Genomic DNA, 17,662 nt, shown 5'->3' on the forward strand with positions numbered 1-17,662 from the left:
AAGCTGGGGCTGGTCCCACTGAACTGTTATGTACAAGGCTACAGATACCGGGGGCCGCCGGGTCAACCCGCTCGCTCACCCGCCCGCACCGGGCCGCCCAGCACGTTCTGCGGCCGCGCGAGCGGGCAGCTCCAGCGCGGGTCGTAAAAGCACGATGGATGGTAGGCGAAATTGAAGTCCAGCCGCAGTTCGCCTGCAGCGGTGCTGCCCAGATCAGCGCTCTTGGCGGTGTCCAGCAGGTAGCGCCCCCCGCCGTAGCTTTGCTGCCCGCTGGTGGCGTCCCGGAACGGCAGGAACACGCCGCCGCCGTACACGTCGATCCAGTACACGTCCAGCGTTCCTACTGGCAGCGTGACCTGACCGAAGCGCACCAGCGGCATGTCCTGTCCGGTGGACGACGGCACAGTCAGGCGTTCCTGCGGTCCAGAGGTGTCCACCCGCGCGCTGAAGGCCAGCGCCGGATCATACGGCCAGCATGGCAATGCCGTGAAGGCGGTCCGCGCCGCCGCGTCCAGCGGGGATTGCGGGTGGTGTCCGAACAGGGCATTGCGGCCTGTCTGCCACAACTGGTGCGCCGCCTGCGGATCGCGTGGCAGCTCCTCCCGCACGCGGGCGTACAGAGCGCTGGCCTCGCGCCGCCAGCCGAGCAGATCAAGCCACGCCATGGATGCATCAGAGGACATGCCGACACCCTACGCGGTCTTCATGGCCCTCTTATCGGGCCAAAGGGACACTTTGAGGCGGACCCTGGGCGTATTCTCCCCTCATGAAGTGGCTCCGTGACCAGACCCTGGCTCCCATCGTGGACAAGGTAGAGGCAGGCCAGCGCCTGACTTTCGAGGACGGCCTGCGCCTGTTCCATACCCGTGACCTGAACGCGCTGATGCGGCTGGCAAACATTCGCAAGGAGCGCATGCACGGCGACAAGGTGTTCTTCGTCCACTCGATGCGGCTGGAATTCACCAACATCTGCTACGTGGGCTGCACCTTCTGCGCCTTCGCCGCCCACAAGACCGAGGAGCGCGCCTGGGACTACAGCCCCCAGGAAGTGGTGCAGCAGGTGCGCCGCCGCTACCTGCCCGGCATCACCGAACTGCACATGAGCAGTGGCCACCACCCCAACCACAAGTGGGAGTACTACCCCGCGATGGTCCGGCAACTGCGCGAGGCGTTTCCAGACCTGCAGGTCAAGGCGTTCACCGCTGCCGAGATCGAACACCTGTCCAAGATCAGCAAGAAGCCCACGCTGGACGTGCTGCGCGAGTTGAAAGACGCAGGCCTGAGCGCCATGCCGGGGGGCGGCGCGGAGATCTTCGCGGACCGCGTTCGAAAGCAGGTGGCGAAAAACAAGGTCAAGGCCGACAAGTGGCTGCAGATTCACCGCGAGGCCCACAGCCTGGGCATGCGCACCAACGCCACCATGCTGTACGGCCACATCGAGACGCTGGAGGAGCGGCTCGACCACATGGACCGCCTGCGCAATGTTCAGGACGAGACGGGCGGCTTCCACGCCTTCATCCCACTGGCCTTTCAGCCGCTGGGCAACACGCTGGCGCAGAACCTGGGCAAGACCGATTTCACCACCGGCCTGGATGACCTGCGCAATCTGGCGGTCGCGCGCATCTACCTGGACAATTTCCCGCACATCAAGGGCTACTGGGTCATGATCGGCTCAGAGCTGACGCAGGTGTCGCTCGACTGGGGCGTGTCGGACATCGACGGCACCATTCAGGAGGAGCACATCGCCCACGCGGCGGGGGCCACCAGTCCAATGGCGCTGTCCGAAGCGGGCATGATCCGAATGATCCAGCACGCCGGACGCACCCCGGTGCTGCGCGACGCCTACTACAACGAATTGCAGACCTTCCCGAAGACCGGGGCGGAGGCCGCCGATTGAGCAGGACGTTTCTCGTGTCAGCTGGGAGGCTGCAACGTGCTGCCGCTGAATGACACCTCCCAGGCGGACCTTGACGCGGTGCTGCTGCTCGATGACCGCTGGAACGCCGCGTACCACCACCGCAGCCCACAGGAGATGGCGGCGGTGCTGGCCGATGACTGGCTGGCCTTCTTCCCGGATGGTCAGGTGGTTTTCAAGTGGGACGCGCTGGAGGGGATGGCCCGCAATCCGTCGGCCACCCTCGTCTTCGAGCGCCACGCCTCCCGCGTGTTCGGCGACACGGCCATCACGCGCGGCACGCTGTACGCTGATGGAGAGCGTATCCAGAGCTTCCTGCGGGTGTACGCCCGGCGAACAGACGAATGGCACGCGGTGAGCGTGCAGGTGGTGCCTTGAGCTGGACAGGGGCCGCACGCCACAGCCTGGTCTGGGGGCGCGCATGACCTACCGTGCTGGCTGGATTCATTTCACCAACGTCGCTCCAATTCTCGATTCGCTGGAATTACCGCCGGACGTCACCGCCATGACCGGGGTGCCGACGCAGATGAATGCGGCGCTGCTCTCGGGCCAGGTGGACATCGCCAACATCAGCGCGGTGGAATTTATCCGCCACGCCGACAGTCTGGAAGCGTTGCCCGATTTCAGCGTCAGCGTGCTGGGGCCGGTGTACTCGGTCAACCTGTTCCACACCCGTCCGCTGGCGGAACTGGGCCGGATTGCCCTGACCGCGCAGTCGGCCATGAGCGTGGCGCTGCTGGAGGTGCTGCTGCGCGAGCGCGGCCTCTCCCCGGCGCTGGAACGCGCCGAGGGCGAGGCCGAGGAGCTGCTGGCCAGCGGCTACGACGGCGTGCTGCGCATCGGCGACAGCGCCCTGCGCGAGTGGTACCGCGTGGTGGGGCCGCTGACCCCGGAGCGCACCATGACCACGCTGCCAGACAGCGGGCGCGGCATCACCGTCACTGATCTGGCCGAGGCCTGGTTCCGACTGACCGGGCACCCCTTTACCTTCGCCGTGTGGGCCTACCGCAAGGACCGCCCGCCCCCGACGGCACTGGTGCAGGCCATGCGCGTGGCCCGGCGGCACGGCATCGGACACCTGGCAGACGTGGCGGGGCGGCACGCGGCCAGACTGGGGCTGCCCGAGCGGGTGGTGCAGCATTACCTGTGGAACTTCCGCTATCACCTGGAAGCGCCGGACCGACTGGGTCTGCAGGAATTTGCCGCCAAGTCCGTGCCGGACCACGCGCCGCTGTGCTTCGGGCAGAGGCCGGGGGAGTAGCGGAGGCACCTCATACGGATTCCGTCTGTTTCGTTAACAAACCGGGAGGACGCCGGTTTGCCAACTCCACTCCCGGAACCCGTTCTACTGGTTCTCGCTTCGCTCGGATTTTCATCGTTTTGTAAACGATTCAATCGGAGCCCGTATCACTTCGCAAGTCCTGTTCGCAAAGAGCGGTGAGCGTGGGAACTGACCCGCAGTGGGCTTCACAGGGGACAGCCACAGAACAAAAAAAAGGGAGCCGACGGGGGCTCCCTGGTGTGGTTCAAAGTGCGCGGGTCTTCTCCCGCTCCTCTGTTCGCGCGTCCGTTTTTATGGTTCCCGGAGGTGGACGCCGCCCTCAAGTGCGTGTGTACATCGTGGATTGCACTGCATAGCCATTCCAGGCCAGAAACGTAAATATAGACCGGCGGCGGAAGAATGTCAAGGGCAACGTCCTGGAACCAGGTGCAGGGGCAGGCGCTACACTGCCGCCTATGACGTATCAATCCATTCGCGTGACGCGCCAGGGCGAGGTGGCCACCCTGACCCTGAGCGCCAAGATGGGCAGCATGGGGCCGGACTTCTGGCGCGAGATGCCGCAGGCCCTGGCCGAACTGGGAGACGCCCGCGTGCTGATCGTGCGCGGGGAAAAGGTCTTCAGCGCCGGACTGGACGTGAAGACCAACGCGGGCCAGATCGGACCGGTGCTGGGCGACGTGGCCGGGTTCAGGGCGGTGGTGGACCAGATGCACGCCGCCACCGAGGGGCTGGCTGCGCTGCCCATTCCGGTGATCGCCGCCGTGCACGGCTGGTGCATCGGCGCGGGGCTGGAACTGATCAGCGGGGCGGACATCCGCCTGTGCAGCAGCGACGCCCGCTTCAGCCTGCCGGAAGTCAAGCTGGGCATCGCCGCCGATCTGGGCGGTCTGCAGCGCCTGCCGCACCTGATTGGACGCGGGCGCACCGCGCACCTGGCGCTGACGGGCGAGCCGATTGACGCCGAGACCGCCGAGATCTGGGGACTGGTCACCGAGGTGATGGACACCCCCGAAGAGCTGTTCACGCGGGCCGAGGAACTGGCCGCCCAGCTTGTGGCCCTGTCGCCGAAGGCGCTGGAGGGCACCAAACGCACCCTGACCGACGACCTGCCGCACGCCGAGAGCCTGAGCAACGCCGTGGACTGGAACGCGCGGCATATGACGCTGGAGGCTCTGCAGAACGGGCTGAAGAAGTAAGCCAGGGGAGATTCACCCCAGCCGATAGCGGCGGGGCCACAGCAAACCTGCCTGTGGCCCCGCCGCTGTCGGCGCTATGCTGCGGGGCGTGAAACACGTCGTCCGGCTCCTGCTGCTGTGGCTGCTGCTGACGGTGGGTACAGCACAGGCGGCGGCAGTGGGCGGTGCCCAGGCAGCCGCGCAGGCCGGACACACCGCCAGCCTGCACGTGACGTTTGGGTTGCGCGACCTGCTGGTCAGCCGCGACGCGCCCAACACCGTGCATCTGAGCACCCCCTGGGGACAGGCCAGCGCCGAGGTCAGCGGCGCGGCGCATCCCGACGCGACATTCAGCGGGTACTACCGCAGCGTCCGGCCCCTGCACCTGCGGGTGCGCGTGCCAGCGGGAACACGGCCCGGCCAGTATCCGGCCACGCTCCACGCCCGGCTGTTCACCTGCGATCAGAAACGCGGGCTGTGCATCCGGCGGGACGCGAACGTGGCGGTCAGCATTCAGGTGGTGGCCGCAGGTGTGACGGCAGAGGTCCGCCCGACGCACCTCACGGACGCAACCCTGGCTCCTCTGGGACGCTTCCGCTAGGAGCCGTGCTGGACGGGGGGGTGCTTTATGTCCTCCCGTCAACACGATTCGGAAGGCGAATCTTTTTATTCTCATACTACTCATAGTCTATTTTTCGATTATGAGCGCAACAAGCTGGACCACAGGAGGCTCCCTCATGACCCGCACCGCCCTCCCGCGCCTGAGCGACGACAACCTGATTCTGGACACCGACAGCTACAAGAGCAGCCACTTTCTGCAGTACCCCCCCGGCACCACGCGGCTGTTCTCGTACCTGGAATCGCGCGGTGGGCGCTATCCGGTCACGCGCTTTTTTGGGCTGCAATACATTCTGGACCGTTACCTGACGCGCCGGATTACCGCAGAGATGGTGGAGGAGGCCCGCAGCCTGATCGAACCGCACGGCGAACCTTTCCCCTACGACGGCTGGATGCGGGTGGTCGATGTCCACGGCGGCAGGCTCCCGCTGGAGGTGCGCGCCGTGCCCGAGGGCACCCTGGTGCCCATCCATAACGTGCTGATGAGCGTGACCAACACCGATCCCGAGTTACCGTGGCTGGTGGGCTGGTTCGAGACCATGCTGATGCGGGTGTGGTACCCCATTACGGTCTGCACGCAGAGCTGGCACATTCGCCAGATCATCGGCAAGGCGCTGGAGGAAACCTGCGACGATCCGGCAGCGGAATTACCCTTCAAGTTGCACGACTTCGGCAGCCGGGGCGTGAGCAGCCGCGAGAGCGCGGGCCTGGGGGCGCTGGCGCATCTGGTCAACTTCCAGGGCAGCGACACCCTGGAAGCCCTGCGGGTGGCCCGCAACCACTACGACGCTGATATCGCGGGCTTTTCCATCCCCGCCGCCGAGCACAGCACGATTACCAGCTGGGGCAAGGAGCATGAGGTGGACGCCTACCGCAACATGGTGGCGCAGTTCGGCAAGCCGGGCGGGTTGTACTCGGTGGTCAGCGACAGCTATGACCTGAAATACGCCATCAACACCCACTGGGGCGAGACGCTGCGACAACTGGTGATCGACAGCGGCGGCACCCTGGTGGTGCGCCCCGACAGCGGCGAGCCGCCCGCGATGGTCCGGCTGGCCGTACGCGCCCTGGCTGCCAAATTTGGCACCACGGTGAACAACAAGGGCTATCAGGTCCTGAATCATGTACGCGTGATTCAGGGCGACGGCATCGACGAGGGGACCATCACCCAGATTCTGCAGAACCTGCTGATCGACGGCTTCAGCGCCGAGAATGTCACCTTCGGCATGGGCGGGGCGCTGCTGCAAAAGGTGGACCGTGACACCCAGCGTTTCGCCTACAAGGCCAGCGCGGGCCTGATCGACGGCGCGTACCGGGGCATCTACAAGGACCCCGTGACCGATCCCGGCAAGCGCAGCAAGGACGGTGTGCTGGACCTGGTGATGGAAAACGGGCGGATGACCACGCGGGCGTATTACACCTTCGACACGGACTTCCCCGGCTCGTTGATGCGGACGGTATTTAAGGATGGGGAGCTTTTAATGCGGGATACGCTGGAGGAAATTCGGGGGCGGGGGTGAGCAAGCAGCTTGCCTTACTCCCGGTTACGCTGACACGCCTAATCCAAGACGGAACATGCCCCGATTGGATCGAAGCAGAGTTGACCGACGCCGACGATAGAAAATGGGTTTTTACAGAGAAAGTTCCCGTTGTCGGTGTTGAAGACGTAGAACACTTACCAGACCCATTGAATATGTTCTGTCTCGTCCTGGAGGAAAAACTCAGGCGGGCTGGTGAGGTCCTGAAACTCATCACTTTTCACGAGGAGACTTATGTGGTTTCAGAGGCAAATCGTTATGCCCTTACATCCTGGGTAAGCGCGTCAGATTTATCGGATGTCAGGCAAGAAGCTCAGAAATGAATGCCCTCATCCCTCTCCTTCCCGCCCTGCATACCCTGGAACCGCTGGGCCTCTCCTCCACTGCCGTTGGATCGTGGTCTGCCTACGCCAATCCTGAGCAGGCCGCCCGCCTCGCCCGGTATCTGGAGGCCGAGTTTCGCGCGCTGGCCGGGGCCTACGCGGACAGCGTGGACCACGCCTACCTGCGCTCGGAGGCCTTCCGGGCCAACGTGGTTCAGGCGGTGCGCGCGGCGGAGGTGGCCGAGTCCGAAGCCAAACTGCGCTTCATCGCCCGCGCCCTGGCCGGCTGCCTGCTGAACTTCCCACCGCCCGCGCTGGACAAGTTTCAGACGCTGCGGATCATCGGGGAGCTGTCGGACCGGGAAACGCATGTCTTCGTGGGCCTGTTTGATCTACTGGACCCGATAGAGCCGTTCGAGGACCGCATTCCCGCAGGCACCACCGCGACGGTGGCGGGCCTGTCCCGGCAGGAATTCGCGGCAGCATTGCTGGGGCTGGGGCAACTGGGGCTGCTGGCGCGGGAGGACGGTGGATGGAAGCTGACGGCTCTGGGGCGACAGGTGGCGACGCTGTGCCGGATTGGAGGGGAGATTGACTGACCCCAGCTAGCGCAGGTCTCTCATGTAGTCGGCATGCACACGCTCCAGAAGTTCCGCACGGCTGGCATGGGGAAAACGCCTGCGTTTGGCCGTGACCCCGCGCTCAATGGCCCCCCGGTTGTTCCGGGTCACGGTCAGGAGCTTTTGCAGCCAGAAGTCTTCCTGAGCAGGCGGGGGCAGACGCCCAGAGCGCGGAGACTGCCGCCGCGTCGCGAGACCTGACGGCCTTCCCATCTTCCCCCGACTGAACAGAAGCAAAGCAGCCCAGAACAGGGCCAGAAGAGCCAGAAAGACCGCCACCGACATGCCCGCACTCTATGGGCCACACTCTTTCTCCTCTGGCACAACCCCATTCAGGAGCCTTTAGGAACATCCTTGGCCTCACCCTGCCACCCCTGGCCCTCGGCCTGATGGGCGGCCTGTGCGTCCTGGTCAGCCTGTATTACCTGTGGGGCCAGGAAGTCCGGGGGGATGTGGCCGAGCGGGTGGCACAGGTGCGGGAGGCCCTGAGCGTCTAGCCGCCGTAGTCCGCGTCGGTCACCTTCGCCAGCCACACGGTTTCCCCCGCGTTGATGGCCATGTGCTGCATCAGCGAATCCGGGGCCGCGCCGTGCCAGTGTTCCTCGCCCGCCTCAATCTGCACCACGTCCCCGGCAGACATGGTCAGGGCCGCCTCACCGCGCTTCTGCACCCGGCCCACGCCACTCAGAACGATCAGGGTTTGCCCGTGTGGGTGCGTGTGCCACGCGGTTCGTGCGCCCGGGGTAAAGGTCACGCGCAGCACCCCCTCGGCCTGACGTTCCATCCAGACCTGTCCGGTGAAATTGGCCTCGGGGGCGGGCTTCATGGTCAGCATCTGGCCGGGAATATGTTTCATGGAGCCAGACTACGCTGTCCGGTCTAGGCCAGCCCGATCATCCGGCGGCTGTGCGCGTCGTGGCGTTCTGTCAGTGCGGGCAGCTCGACGCCCAGCAGCTCTCCCCCGTCCACAATCACGCGCCCGTTGACCATGTTCAGGGCCACGCGCGGCGGCGCGCAGAAGGTCAGGGCGGCCAGTGGGTCATGCCTCGCCCCCGAGTAGCCCAGATCGCGCAGGTCCACGGCAATCACGTCGGCGGCAAAGCCCGGCGCGAGTTGCCCGATGTCGTCCCGGTTCAGCACCGACGCCCCGCCGCGTGTCGCCAGCCACAACGCGTCGTAGGCCGTCAGGGCGGCGGCCGCGTCCGGGGCCTGTCCCGGCATGCCGCGCACCCGCGAACTCAGCAGCGCCTGCCGGGCCTCGGCCATCAGGTGCGAACCGTCATTGCTGGCGCTGCCGTCCACGCCCAGCGCCACCCGCACCCCGGCCTCCAGCAGCCTCCGGGTCGGCGCAATGCCGCTGGCCAGCCGCATGTTGCTGCTGGGGCAGTGCGCCACGCCGCAGCCGCACGCGCCCAGCCGCACCGCGTCGTCCGCGCTGAAATGCACGCCATGCGCGAACCACACGTCCGGCCCGGTCCAGCCCAGCGACTCGGCATAATCCAGCGGGCGCAGGCCGAACTGGGCCAGGCAGAAGGCGTCCTCATCGGCCGTCTCGGCCAGATGGGTGTGCAGCATCGCGCCCTTCTCGCGGGCCAGCACGGCTGAAACACGCATCAGGTCACCCGTCACCGAGAACGGCGAGCAGGGGGCCAGCGCCACGCGCGTCATGGCGAGGCGGGCCGGATCGTGAAAGGCGTCGATCAGCCGCACCGAGTCGGCCAGGATGACGTCTTCCCGCTCCACCGCGCGGTCTGGCGGCAGGCCCCCCTGGGACTCGCCCAGACTCATGCTGCCGCGCGTGGCGTGAAAGCGCAGGCCCAGGTCACCCGCCGCGCGGATGGTGTCGTCCAGCGTCACGCCATTGGGGTACAGGTACAGGTGATCGGAAGAGGTGGTGCAGCCGCTCAGCGCCAGCTCCGCCAGGCCCAGCTGGGCACTGTCGTAGGCGGCTTCCGGCGTCAGGTTCAGCCAGATCGGGTACAGGGTTTTCAGCCAGTCGAACAGCCCCGAATCCACCGCCAGACAGCGGGTCAGTGTCTGGTAGAGGTGGTGGTGCGTGTTGACCAGCCCCGGCAGGACGACGTGGCCGCTCAGGTCACGCACCGTTGCGCCGTCCAGCAGGTCGGCGGGCAGGGCGCTGTCCTGCCCCACCCAGCGAATTTCTTTGCCCTCCAGCACAAGGGCGGCGTCCTGCAGCGGCGGCGTGGGCGAGAGACGTTCGCCGGTCATGGGAATCAGCGTATGGATGCGGCGCAGCACAGTGCGGGTGGGGTTCATGGGGCCTCCTTTTCCAGCTTCGGGGAAACACAACTGGCCCCGACCACGACGGTCAGGGCCAGAAATTGTTTTGACTGTTTTCTACAACTTTCTACAACAACGACTCTCTACAGCACTACGGCTTCAGGTATACCGCTCGGCCAGAATCTGCAGGTGTGCCCGCTCATGGCCCAGCATGCCGTGGGCGTAAGCCCGGACCGTGAAACGATGCCCGTTGGCGCTGCCCTGCCGCGCCCAGGCTTCCGGCGCAAGCTGACGCAGCATCAGGAGGTTGCTGGTGCGGGCGGCCTCGAACCCGGCCAGCAGGTTTTCCAACGTTTGCGCGTCGAAACCACTGGCCGCCATCCAGTCGTCCTGCTCGAAGCCGGGCAACGGGGACGCGTCGGCGCGGGCAAACCACAGCGCCCGGAAGCCGAAGACGCGCTCGGTGTCGGCCATGTGGCCCACCACCTGCTTCACGCTCCACCTGTCCGGAGCGTAACGAAAGTCGGGCTGATCAGCAAAGTTCAGAATGGCGGCGCGGGTCAACGGGGCCTGCACCGCCATGGCCCGCAGCACGTCTTCCTCCGGCGCAAGGTCCACGTAGCGGGCGTAGAACGGTGGGAAGTCGCCGGGCCGCGGAGGGGTCATGCAGCCACTGTAGCCCTCCGCACTCAGGGTCGCGACCGGGGGCTGCCCCTGAGGACCCGGCGGCACAAGGACTGGCCCTACTGCGCCTGGGCACTCCACTGGCCCAGGGCCTCTGCGGTCTGGACGTACGGCAGGCCGAAGGCGTCGGCCACCCCCTGGTAGGTCAGCTGGCCGCGGTGGGTGTTGACGCCCAGTTGCAGCGCCGGGTGACCGCGCAGCACGTCGAGGCCGTGGTCAGCCAGCAGCTGGACATAGGGGAAGGTCGCGTTGGTCAGCGCGAAGGTGCTGGTGCGCGGCACGGCCCCCGGCATGTTGGCCACGCCGTAGTGCACCACGCCGTCCACCACGTAGGTGGGATCGTCGTGGGTGGTGGCGTGAATGGTCTCCACACAGCCGCCCTGGTCCACCGCCACGTCCACGATCACGCTGCCCTCCTGCATCTGGCCCAGCATGTCGCGGGTCACCAGATTGGGGGCCTTGGCGCCGGGAATCAGCACGCCGCCGATCAGCAGGTCGGTTTCGGGCAGCAGCGCGCGCAGGTTGGCCTCGCTGCTCATCATGGTGGTCAGGCGGCCAAAGTAGATGTCGTCCAGGTAGGTCAGGCGGCGGTGGCTGACGTCCAGAATGGTCACCTTGGCGCCCAGGCCCATCGCCATCTTGGCCGCGTTGGTGCCCACCACGCCGCCGCCGATGATGACCACGTGGCCCGCCTGCACGCCGGGCACCCCGCCCAGCAGCACGCCGCGTCCGCCCACCGGCTTCTGCAGGTGGTACGCCCCGGCCTGCACGCTCAGGCGGCCGGCCACCTCACTCATGGGGGTCAGCAGCGGCAGGCTCAGGTCCTCGGCCTGCACGGTCTCGTAGGCGACGCCGGTGGTGCCCGCGTCCAGCAGGGCGTCCAGCAGCGGACGGTCGGCGGCCAGATGCAGGTATGTGAACAGCAGCAGGTCGTCGCGCAGGAAGCCGTACTCGGACGCCACCGGCTCCTTGACCTTGACCACCATCTCAGCGGCCCAGGCGTCCCCCGCGCTGCCGATGGTGGCCCCCGCGTCGATGTATTCCTGATCGCGGATGCCGCTGCCCACGCCGGCCCCCTCCTGAACGGTCACGCTGTGGCCGCGCCGGACCAGCGTGCCGACCCCACCCGGGGTGAGCGCGACACGGTTTTCCTTGACCTTGATCTCCTTGGGAAGTCCGATCTGCATAAGTGTTCTCCTGGGCCGCACGGGGCCGGAAAGGTGGGAAGAAAAGCCTGAATTGACGCCGACTTGAACGGGGCATCCTAACAAGTTGGAGGCCGATCAGGATTGCCGGAAACCCTCTCAAAGAGGGGGCTTTTCACAACGATATTGCGCCAATGTGCCACAATGGGCCAGAAGATGCCCCAAAACACCCTCGATGCCATTGACCGGCAGATCCTGACCATCCTGCAGCGCGACGCCCGGCTGCCCAACACCGAGCTGGCCGACGAGATCGGCCTGACGCCTGCGCCCACGCTGCGCCGTGTGCGGCGGCTGGAGGAAGAGGGCATCATCCAGCGTTACGTGGCCCTGCTGGACCACAAGCTGGTAGGGCGTGACCTGCTGGTGCTGGTACGTGTCACGCTGGACAAGCAGACCCGCCAGGGCTTCAACGACTTTGCCGAACAGATGCAGGCCCGCCCCGAGGTGCTGGAGTGTTACCTGTGCCTGGGCGACATCGACTACCTGCTCAAGGTCAGCGTGCCGGACCTGAACGCCTACCAGCACTTTCTGGTCAACACCCTGGCGGCCATTCCCGGCGTGCGCAACACTGCCAGCACCATTCTGGTCAAGCAGGAGAAATACACCACAAGCCTGCCGCTGGAGTAGGGGCGTGAAGAAAAACAGGAAGGCGGCGGGCCGACGGCAGGAGACTCCAACGCTGCTCCCATCAAAGGCTGAGATACTGGTTTTCATGACTGCCAGACCCGCGTCCCTGCTGCTTTCCGCCTCGCTGCTGGTGCTGACCGCCTGCGCGCCTGCCACCCAGGCCCAGACCCCGCCTGCCACTCCCCCGGCGCAGCCAGCGCCAGCTGCGCCCGGCTTCACCCCGGTCAAGCCGCTGAGCGACAAACCGGTTCGCAGCTTCGAGAAGGCCGCGCAGGTAATCGATCCGGCCAGGGCATACCGCGCCGTTCTCAGGACCGCGAAGGGCGACGTGACGGTGGAACTGAATGCGAAGGCGGCCCCGGTGGCCGTCAACAACTTCGTGTTCCTGGCGCTGAACCGCTTCTACGACGGCACGCGCTTTCACCGGGTCATTGACGGCTTCATGGCGCAGGGCGGCGATCCGCTCAGCGCAGACGCGGCGCAGCAGGGCCGCTGGGGCACCGGTGGCCCCGGCTACAGCTTCAGGGCCGAGAACGGCAACGGCCTGAAGTTCGACGCTGCCGGCGTGCTGGGGATGGCGCGGGCGGCCAGCCTGGATTCGCAGGGCAGCCAGTTCTTCATCACCGTGGCCCCTGCCGACTTCCTGAGCGGCCAGTACACGGTCTTCGGCAAGGTGGTGGCCGGTCAGGACGTGCTGGACAAACTGACCCGCAACGACGATGGCCGGGGCCCGGTGGCCGGAAAGGCGGCAGACGAGCTTAAAAGTGTGGACATTCTGGTCGCGGGCGGCAGCTGAAGCCGTCCCGGTAGCCCCGTCCCTCTCCCCGGAGAGGGCTTTTTTTGCCCTGGTGCGCTGCACAGTGCCTCCGAACCGGAGCCGCACCGGCTCAATGAAGGCAGCACCCGCTACGGCAGCACCGGGTACAGATCCACCCGCATGCTGGGCCGGACGTCTTCCCGCGCGGCCACGCCCACCACGGCCGTGCTGCCGCTGCGCTTGCCCAGGCGGTCAAGCAGCGTGACCAGTTCCGACACGTCCAGGCCCTTGTTCAGGATGTACTCGCTGGGCACGCCGCGTGCGGTGATGTCGGTCACGGCGTCCTTGACGAGGTCGCTGATCTGGTCTTGCATGGCGCGCGGATCGCTGCTCAGCGTGACGTTGACGCGCCGGATGACCTCGCCGCCCCGGTACAGCACGGTGTTGGGCCGGGCGTCGCAGCTCAGGTCCACCGGAAAGCCCACGGCGGCGTTCTGGGCGGCGCGGCACTGCACGAAGGTGCTGACGTTCAGGCCGCGCAGCTTGGTTTCCAGGACCGTGCGGGCGCCGCCGCTGAGGCGGACGCTGGGGGCCCCGCCCGTGCCCCGCGCGCCGCGCAGCTGCGCCGAGGCGGCGGCGTCCCTGAGAAACTGGTCCAGGTTGCGCACGCCCGGCACCACGGCGGCATAGACCAGTTCATTCTTGGGGTAGGCCAGGTCCGTGTTGCGGCTGGCGCTGAGTTCGGTGCGGCTGGAGAGGTTCTCGTCCTGCAACTTGCCCAGGCTGGCGCGGGCGTCGGCCAGGGCGCGGGCCAGCGAGTCGTTGCTGTTCTTCAGCTCGTCGTTGCTGGCCTGCAGCTGACGCTGCTGCTGCTGCAGCGCCGTCAGGTCCCGGCGGACCTTGTCGCGGTCCGCCGTGGCCTGGGCGCGCTCGCGGGCCGCCTGATCACGTTCGCGGGTCACGCGCGCCTGATCGGCCACCAGCGTGTCGCGCTGGGCGCTCAGGCGGTCGCGCTCGGCACCCAGCTGGTCGCGGACCTGCTGGGCACTCCGGGCCGCGGCCTGGGCCGTCGCCAGGTCAACGGCGGCCTTCTTGCGTGACTGCTCCAGGGTGCTGACCTGGGCCTTGAGGTCCGTGACCTGCTTGCCGGCGGCCTTGATCTGCGCGGCGGCGTCCCGCCGGGCCTGCGCGACGCTGGCCTGGGCCGCCTTGACCTGTTTGGCCGCCGTGGCCTGGGCCGTCAGCGCCCGGTTCTGCTCGGCCTGGGCCGTGGCCTGCGCCGCCACGGCACGGTCCTGCTCGGCCTGGGCGGTGGCCTGCGCCCCGTCGGCGCGTTCCTGGGCCGACTGCGCCTCCTGCTCGGCCAGCGCGACGCGGGTGTTGAGTTCCACCACCTGACTGTCCAGCGTCTGTGCGCGGGCGCGGCTGGCCTTCAGGGCCGTCTCGGAGGCCGCAAGCTTCTTGCGGTTCTCGGCGGCGCGCTCTTCCAGGGTCCGCAGCGTGGCAGTCTGTTCGTCCACCTGGCCCTGCAGGGTCTTGGCCTCTTCCCGCAGCGTCTTCTCGGCGGTGCGCGCGGCTTCCAGCTGGCTGCGGGTCTGCCGCAGTCTCTCCTCGGCCTGGGCCTGCAACTGCGCGGACCGGTCAGCCTCGCGCTGCGCCTGATCGCGCTCCTGCTGCACCGACTTCAGCTCGCCCTGCACCGCGCCCACCTCCTTGCGCAGCGACTCGATACGGGGGCGCAGCTGATCGGCCTCGGCAATGGTGGCCACCGCGCTGCGGTTGAGCAGCAAGAAGGCCGCCAGACTGGCCGCGCTGATCGCCATGCCCGACAACACCGCCACCAGCAGCGCCGTGGTCTTGGGCCGTAGCCCGAACAGGCGGATGTGCTTGCGCCCGGCCTTGCGGGCAATGGTGTCGGCGGCGTAGGCCACCACACCCGACAGGACCACCACAAACGGCAGGAACAGCCACAGCACGCCTCAGCTCCTCCCGCTACAGCTCGAAGTCGTCGCCCAGGTAATCGTTGCGGGCATGCGTGTCGCGCGCGAACTCCTGGGGCGTGCCCTCGAACTTGACCTGGCCGTCGAACATCAGGTAAACCCGGTCGGTCAGGGCGATGGTCTCGCGGACGTTGTGATCGGTGATGAACACGCCGATGCCCCGGCGGTCCCGCAGCTCCCGGATCAACCGCTGAATCTCACGGATGCTCTTGGGGTCCACGCCGGTAAACGGCTCGTCAAGCAGCAGGTAATCGGGATCGGTGGTCAGGGCGCGGGCCAGTTCCAGGCGGCGGCGCTCCCCACCCGACAGCTGGTAGGCGTAGCTGTCGGCCAGATGGGTGAGGCCAAACTCGGCCAGCAGCGCGTCGGCGCGGGCGTGCTGCTCGGCTTTTGACAGGTTCTGGTATTCCAGAATCGCCAGCAGATTGTCGCGGGCCGAGAGCTTTCGAAACGCGCTGGGTTCCTGCGGCAGGTAACCCAGGCCCATGCGGGCACGCTCGTGCATGGGCAGCCGGGTCACGTCCTTCTCCCCCAGGCTGATGGTGCCGCCGCCGGGGCGGATAAAGCCCACCAGCATGTAGAAGGTGGTGGTCTTCCCCGCCCCGTTGGGGCCGAACAGCGCCACGATCTCGCCGGGCCGCACCGTGAAATCCACGTCCCGCACCACCGCGCGCCGTCCGTAGGATTTGCGCAGACCACGCGCCACCAGATCGGGCCGCGCCGGACCCTGGGAGGCGGCAGAAACGGGCGCTGCGGCCGGAGAGGCTGGGGTCTGGGAGGCGGGCGCGGTCACGCGGGCAGCGTACCACGCACGTTCTCTGAAGGCCGTGAGAGAGGCGGGATTCCAGGCCGCCGTCCGCCTGCGGCTGAGGGGGCAGCCGCGCCATGCCCGGTCCGGCCTGGCCCCACGCCTTACACTGGGCCGCATGTTGCTGACCATCATCGTGCTGGATTCCGTGGGGGCAGGTGAACTGCCCGACGCGCAGGCCTTTGGGGACGCGGGATCCCACACCCTCAACCACACCCTTGAGGCGGCGCCTGCCCATCTGCCCCATCTGGCGCGGCTGGGGCTGGGCCACGTGCCCACTGTCCACACCTCGCCCGAGACCGTGCCGGACGTGCCGCCGATGGGCGGCTACGGACGCATGCGTGAGGTCAGCCCCGGCAAGGACACCTCCACCGGACACTGGGAGTTCATGGGCGTGCAGCTTGAACACGCCTTCCAGATCTTCCCAGACGGCTTCCCGCCTGCCGTAATGAACCCCTTCGACGCCGCCACCGGCCACGGCCACCTGTGCAACCGGCCGTACAGCGGCACCGAGGTGATTCGCGACTACGGCCGGGAACACCTGAAAACCGGCGATCCCATCGTGTACACCAGCGGGGACAGCGTGTTCCAGATCGCCGCGCACGAGGACGTGGTGCCGCTGGAGACGCTGTACGAATGGTGCGAGGCCGCCCGCGCCCTGCTGCAGGGCGAGTACGCCGTGGCCCGCGTGATCGCCCGGCCCTTCCGGGGCGAGTGGCCGTTTGACCGGGCGGGCGAGCACCGCCGCGACTTCAGCCTGACGCCGCCGCCCACGGTGCTGGACGCGGTGAAGGCGGCGGGCAAACAGGTCATCGGCATCGGCAAGATTCCCGACATCTACGCCCACCAGGGCTTCACCGAGGAAATCCACACCGACAACAACGCCGACGGCATCCGCAAGACCATCGACCGCATGCAGCAGGCCGGCCGGGACGGCACCTCGGGCCTGATCTTCACCAACCTGGTGGACTTCGATGCCAAATTCGGCCACCGCCGTGACCCGGCAGGCTACAGCCGCTGCCTGGCCGAGTTCGATGCCGCGCTGCCGGAGATCCTGGCCAGCGTGCCGGAGGATGGGGCGCTGATCATCACCAGTGACCACGGCAACGACCCCACCTGGCCCGGCACCGATCACACCCGCGAGCACGGGCTGCTGCTGGTGCACCGCCCAGGCCTGGGCGGCGTGGACCTGGGCGAGCGCGCCACCTTCGCCGACCTGGGGGCCACCACCGCCGAGGCGCTGGGCGCGGTGTGGACGGGACCGGGTGAGAGCTTCTGGGCTGCGCTGAATGACCGGGACTGAGGCAGACCAGGCCGCTGCCTTTCCCCGCCAGGAGGCCGACGCCTTCAGCCTGACGCTGACGCTGGGCGGGCGCTACGCCGGGGAACAGGCGTGGACCATCAGCCCGGAGCGCGGCGCGGTGGTGGTGCGCGTGCAGACCGATTTCGGCGGCGTGCTGCCGGACCTGCGCCGGGTGCAGACCAGCCGCCTGGACCCCCGCACCCTGACCAGCCTGAGCTACGCCGAGGGCGACGGGCGCGGGCGCGCGGCGTTTGAGACCACCTTTGACCGCCGCGCCGGCCTGATCACCCTGCGCCAGGGCAAGGACGAGGCCAGCGCGCCGCTGACCACCGAGTACCACGACCCGGTGGGGCTGCTGCTGTGGCTGCGTGCCCGCGCTGCCGCCCAGGACGGAGGCCCCGAACGCTCCTACGCGCACCTGACTGGTGGGCGCGTGCTGATCCAGCGCCTGCCCGACAGCCAGATCGAGGGGGCCAGCGCCCACGGTTACTACCTGCGCCCCGGCAACGCCTACGTGTACGTGGAGCGGGACGCCCCCCACCGCCTGACCCGCCTGATTCAGCCCA

At 67.4% G+C, this 17,662-nt stretch carries 20 protein-coding genes; 12 read left to right on the top strand and 8 right to left on the bottom strand.

The features are described 5' to 3' along the window. Nucleotides 1–62: 62 nt before the first annotated feature. Complete coding sequence (locus IEY31_RS15460; protein WP_229723693.1) at nucleotides 63–683, bottom strand: DUF1684 domain-containing protein; 621 nt, start codon at nucleotides 681–683, stop codon at nucleotides 63–65. An 83-nt stretch (nucleotides 684–766) separates the two neighbouring features. On the opposite strand from IEY31_RS15460, the gene mqnE reads away from it, so the two are divergent. From mqnE to IEY31_RS15500, 8 genes are all read left to right on the top strand, one after another. Next, nucleotides 767–1,897 carry an aminofutalosine synthase MqnE gene (gene mqnE / locus IEY31_RS15465; RefSeq protein WP_188973595.1) on the top strand — a complete coding sequence of 377 codons (1,131 nt, stop codon included), beginning with the start codon at nucleotides 767–769 and terminating at the stop codon, nucleotides 1,895–1,897. Nucleotides 1,898–1,933: 36 nt separating this feature from the next. Continuing rightward, nucleotides 1,934–2,293: a nuclear transport factor 2 family protein gene (locus IEY31_RS15470; protein ID WP_229723695.1), complete on the top strand. Its 360-nt coding sequence runs from the start codon at nucleotides 1,934–1,936 to the stop codon at nucleotides 2,291–2,293. 43 nt (nucleotides 2,294–2,336) lie between these two features. Further along, nucleotides 2,337–3,176 (top strand): menaquinone biosynthetic enzyme MqnA/MqnD family protein, encoded by an 840-nt coding sequence (locus IEY31_RS15475; RefSeq protein ID WP_188973597.1) that lies wholly within the window; start codon nucleotides 2,337–2,339, stop codon nucleotides 3,174–3,176. Between the two features lie 476 nt (nucleotides 3,177–3,652). Then, entirely contained in the window at nucleotides 3,653–4,393 is a 741-nt protein-coding gene (locus tag IEY31_RS15480) for an enoyl-CoA hydratase-related protein (RefSeq protein WP_188973599.1), read from the top strand. A gap of 88 nt (nucleotides 4,394–4,481) precedes the next feature. Continuing rightward, on the top strand, nucleotides 4,482–4,973 hold the full coding sequence (locus IEY31_RS15485) for a hypothetical protein (protein ID WP_188973601.1): 492 nt from the start codon (nucleotides 4,482–4,484) through the stop codon (nucleotides 4,971–4,973). A 136-nt stretch (nucleotides 4,974–5,109) separates the two neighbouring features. Next, nucleotides 5,110–6,510, top strand: a complete 1,401-nt coding sequence (locus IEY31_RS15490) for a nicotinate phosphoribosyltransferase (RefSeq protein WP_188973603.1) — start codon at nucleotides 5,110–5,112, stop codon at nucleotides 6,508–6,510. After that, nucleotides 6,507–6,851, top strand: a complete 345-nt coding sequence (locus IEY31_RS15495) for a hypothetical protein (protein ID WP_188973604.1) — start codon at nucleotides 6,507–6,509, stop codon at nucleotides 6,849–6,851. The genes IEY31_RS15490 and IEY31_RS15495 overlap by 4 nt, the downstream gene beginning before the upstream one ends. Then, entirely contained in the window at nucleotides 6,848–7,450 is a 603-nt protein-coding gene (locus IEY31_RS15500; RefSeq protein ID WP_188973606.1) for a hypothetical protein, read from the top strand. Before IEY31_RS15495 ends, IEY31_RS15500 begins: the two co-directional genes overlap by 4 nt. Nucleotides 7,451–7,456: 6 nt before the next feature. Here IEY31_RS15500 and IEY31_RS15505 read toward each other — a convergent pair whose 3' ends face one another. From IEY31_RS15505 to ald, 5 genes are all read right to left on the bottom strand, one after another. Next, on the bottom strand, nucleotides 7,457–7,756 hold the full coding sequence (locus tag IEY31_RS15505) for a hypothetical protein (RefSeq protein WP_188973608.1): 300 nt from the start codon (nucleotides 7,754–7,756) through the stop codon (nucleotides 7,457–7,459). Nucleotides 7,757–7,964: 208 nt separating this feature from the next. After that, on the bottom strand, nucleotides 7,965–8,327 hold the full coding sequence (locus IEY31_RS15510) for a cupin domain-containing protein (protein WP_188973610.1): 363 nt from the start codon (nucleotides 8,325–8,327) through the stop codon (nucleotides 7,965–7,967). 23 nt (nucleotides 8,328–8,350) lie between these two features. Next, nucleotides 8,351–9,748, bottom strand: coding sequence for an 8-oxoguanine deaminase (locus IEY31_RS15515; protein WP_229723697.1), 1,398 nt, complete (start codon nucleotides 9,746–9,748; stop codon nucleotides 8,351–8,353). Nucleotides 9,749–9,871: 123 nt separating this feature from the next. Beyond that, on the bottom strand, nucleotides 9,872–10,378 hold the full coding sequence (locus tag IEY31_RS15520; RefSeq protein WP_188973612.1) for a DinB family protein: 507 nt from the start codon (nucleotides 10,376–10,378) through the stop codon (nucleotides 9,872–9,874). Between the two features lie 77 nt (nucleotides 10,379–10,455). Then, nucleotides 10,456–11,583, bottom strand: coding sequence for an alanine dehydrogenase (gene ald, locus IEY31_RS15525; protein ID WP_188973614.1), 1,128 nt, complete (start codon nucleotides 11,581–11,583; stop codon nucleotides 10,456–10,458). 174 nt (nucleotides 11,584–11,757) lie between these two features. Between ald and IEY31_RS15530 the strand changes: the two genes are divergently transcribed. Further along, entirely contained in the window at nucleotides 11,758–12,228 is a 471-nt protein-coding gene (locus IEY31_RS15530; protein WP_188973616.1) for an Lrp/AsnC family transcriptional regulator, read from the top strand. Between the two features lie 85 nt (nucleotides 12,229–12,313). Beyond that, complete coding sequence (locus IEY31_RS15535) at nucleotides 12,314–13,024, top strand: peptidylprolyl isomerase (protein ID WP_188973618.1); 711 nt, start codon at nucleotides 12,314–12,316, stop codon at nucleotides 13,022–13,024. A gap of 110 nt (nucleotides 13,025–13,134) precedes the next feature. On the opposite strand, the gene IEY31_RS15540 is transcribed toward IEY31_RS15535, so the two are convergent. Then, nucleotides 13,135–14,961 carry a DUF3084 domain-containing protein gene (locus IEY31_RS15540; RefSeq protein WP_188973620.1) on the bottom strand — a complete coding sequence of 609 codons (1,827 nt, stop codon included), beginning with the start codon at nucleotides 14,959–14,961 and terminating at the stop codon, nucleotides 13,135–13,137. Between the two features lie 16 nt (nucleotides 14,962–14,977). Beyond that, nucleotides 14,978–15,778, bottom strand: a complete 801-nt coding sequence (gene lptB, locus IEY31_RS15545; RefSeq protein WP_188973623.1) for an LPS export ABC transporter ATP-binding protein — start codon at nucleotides 15,776–15,778, stop codon at nucleotides 14,978–14,980. Nucleotides 15,779–15,911: 133 nt separating this feature from the next. Here lptB and IEY31_RS15550 point away from each other — a divergent pair, with 133 nt between their 5' ends. Both IEY31_RS15550 and IEY31_RS15555 read left to right on the top strand, forming a co-directional pair. Then, the gene (locus IEY31_RS15550) at nucleotides 15,912–17,096 is read left to right on the top strand and encodes a phosphopentomutase (RefSeq protein WP_188973624.1); all 1,185 of its coding nucleotides are present in this window, start codon (nucleotides 15,912–15,914) and stop codon (nucleotides 17,094–17,096) included. Beyond that, nucleotides 17,083–17,662, top strand: a 580-nt coding sequence (locus IEY31_RS15555) for a hypothetical protein (protein ID WP_188973626.1), incomplete at its 3' end; no start/stop codon positions are given. The genes IEY31_RS15550 and IEY31_RS15555, both read left to right, overlap by 14 nt.

Source organism: Deinococcus aerolatus (assembly GCF_014647055.1).
GTDB classification, from domain to species: Bacteria; Deinococcota; Deinococci; order Deinococcales; family Deinococcaceae; genus Deinococcus; species Deinococcus aerolatus.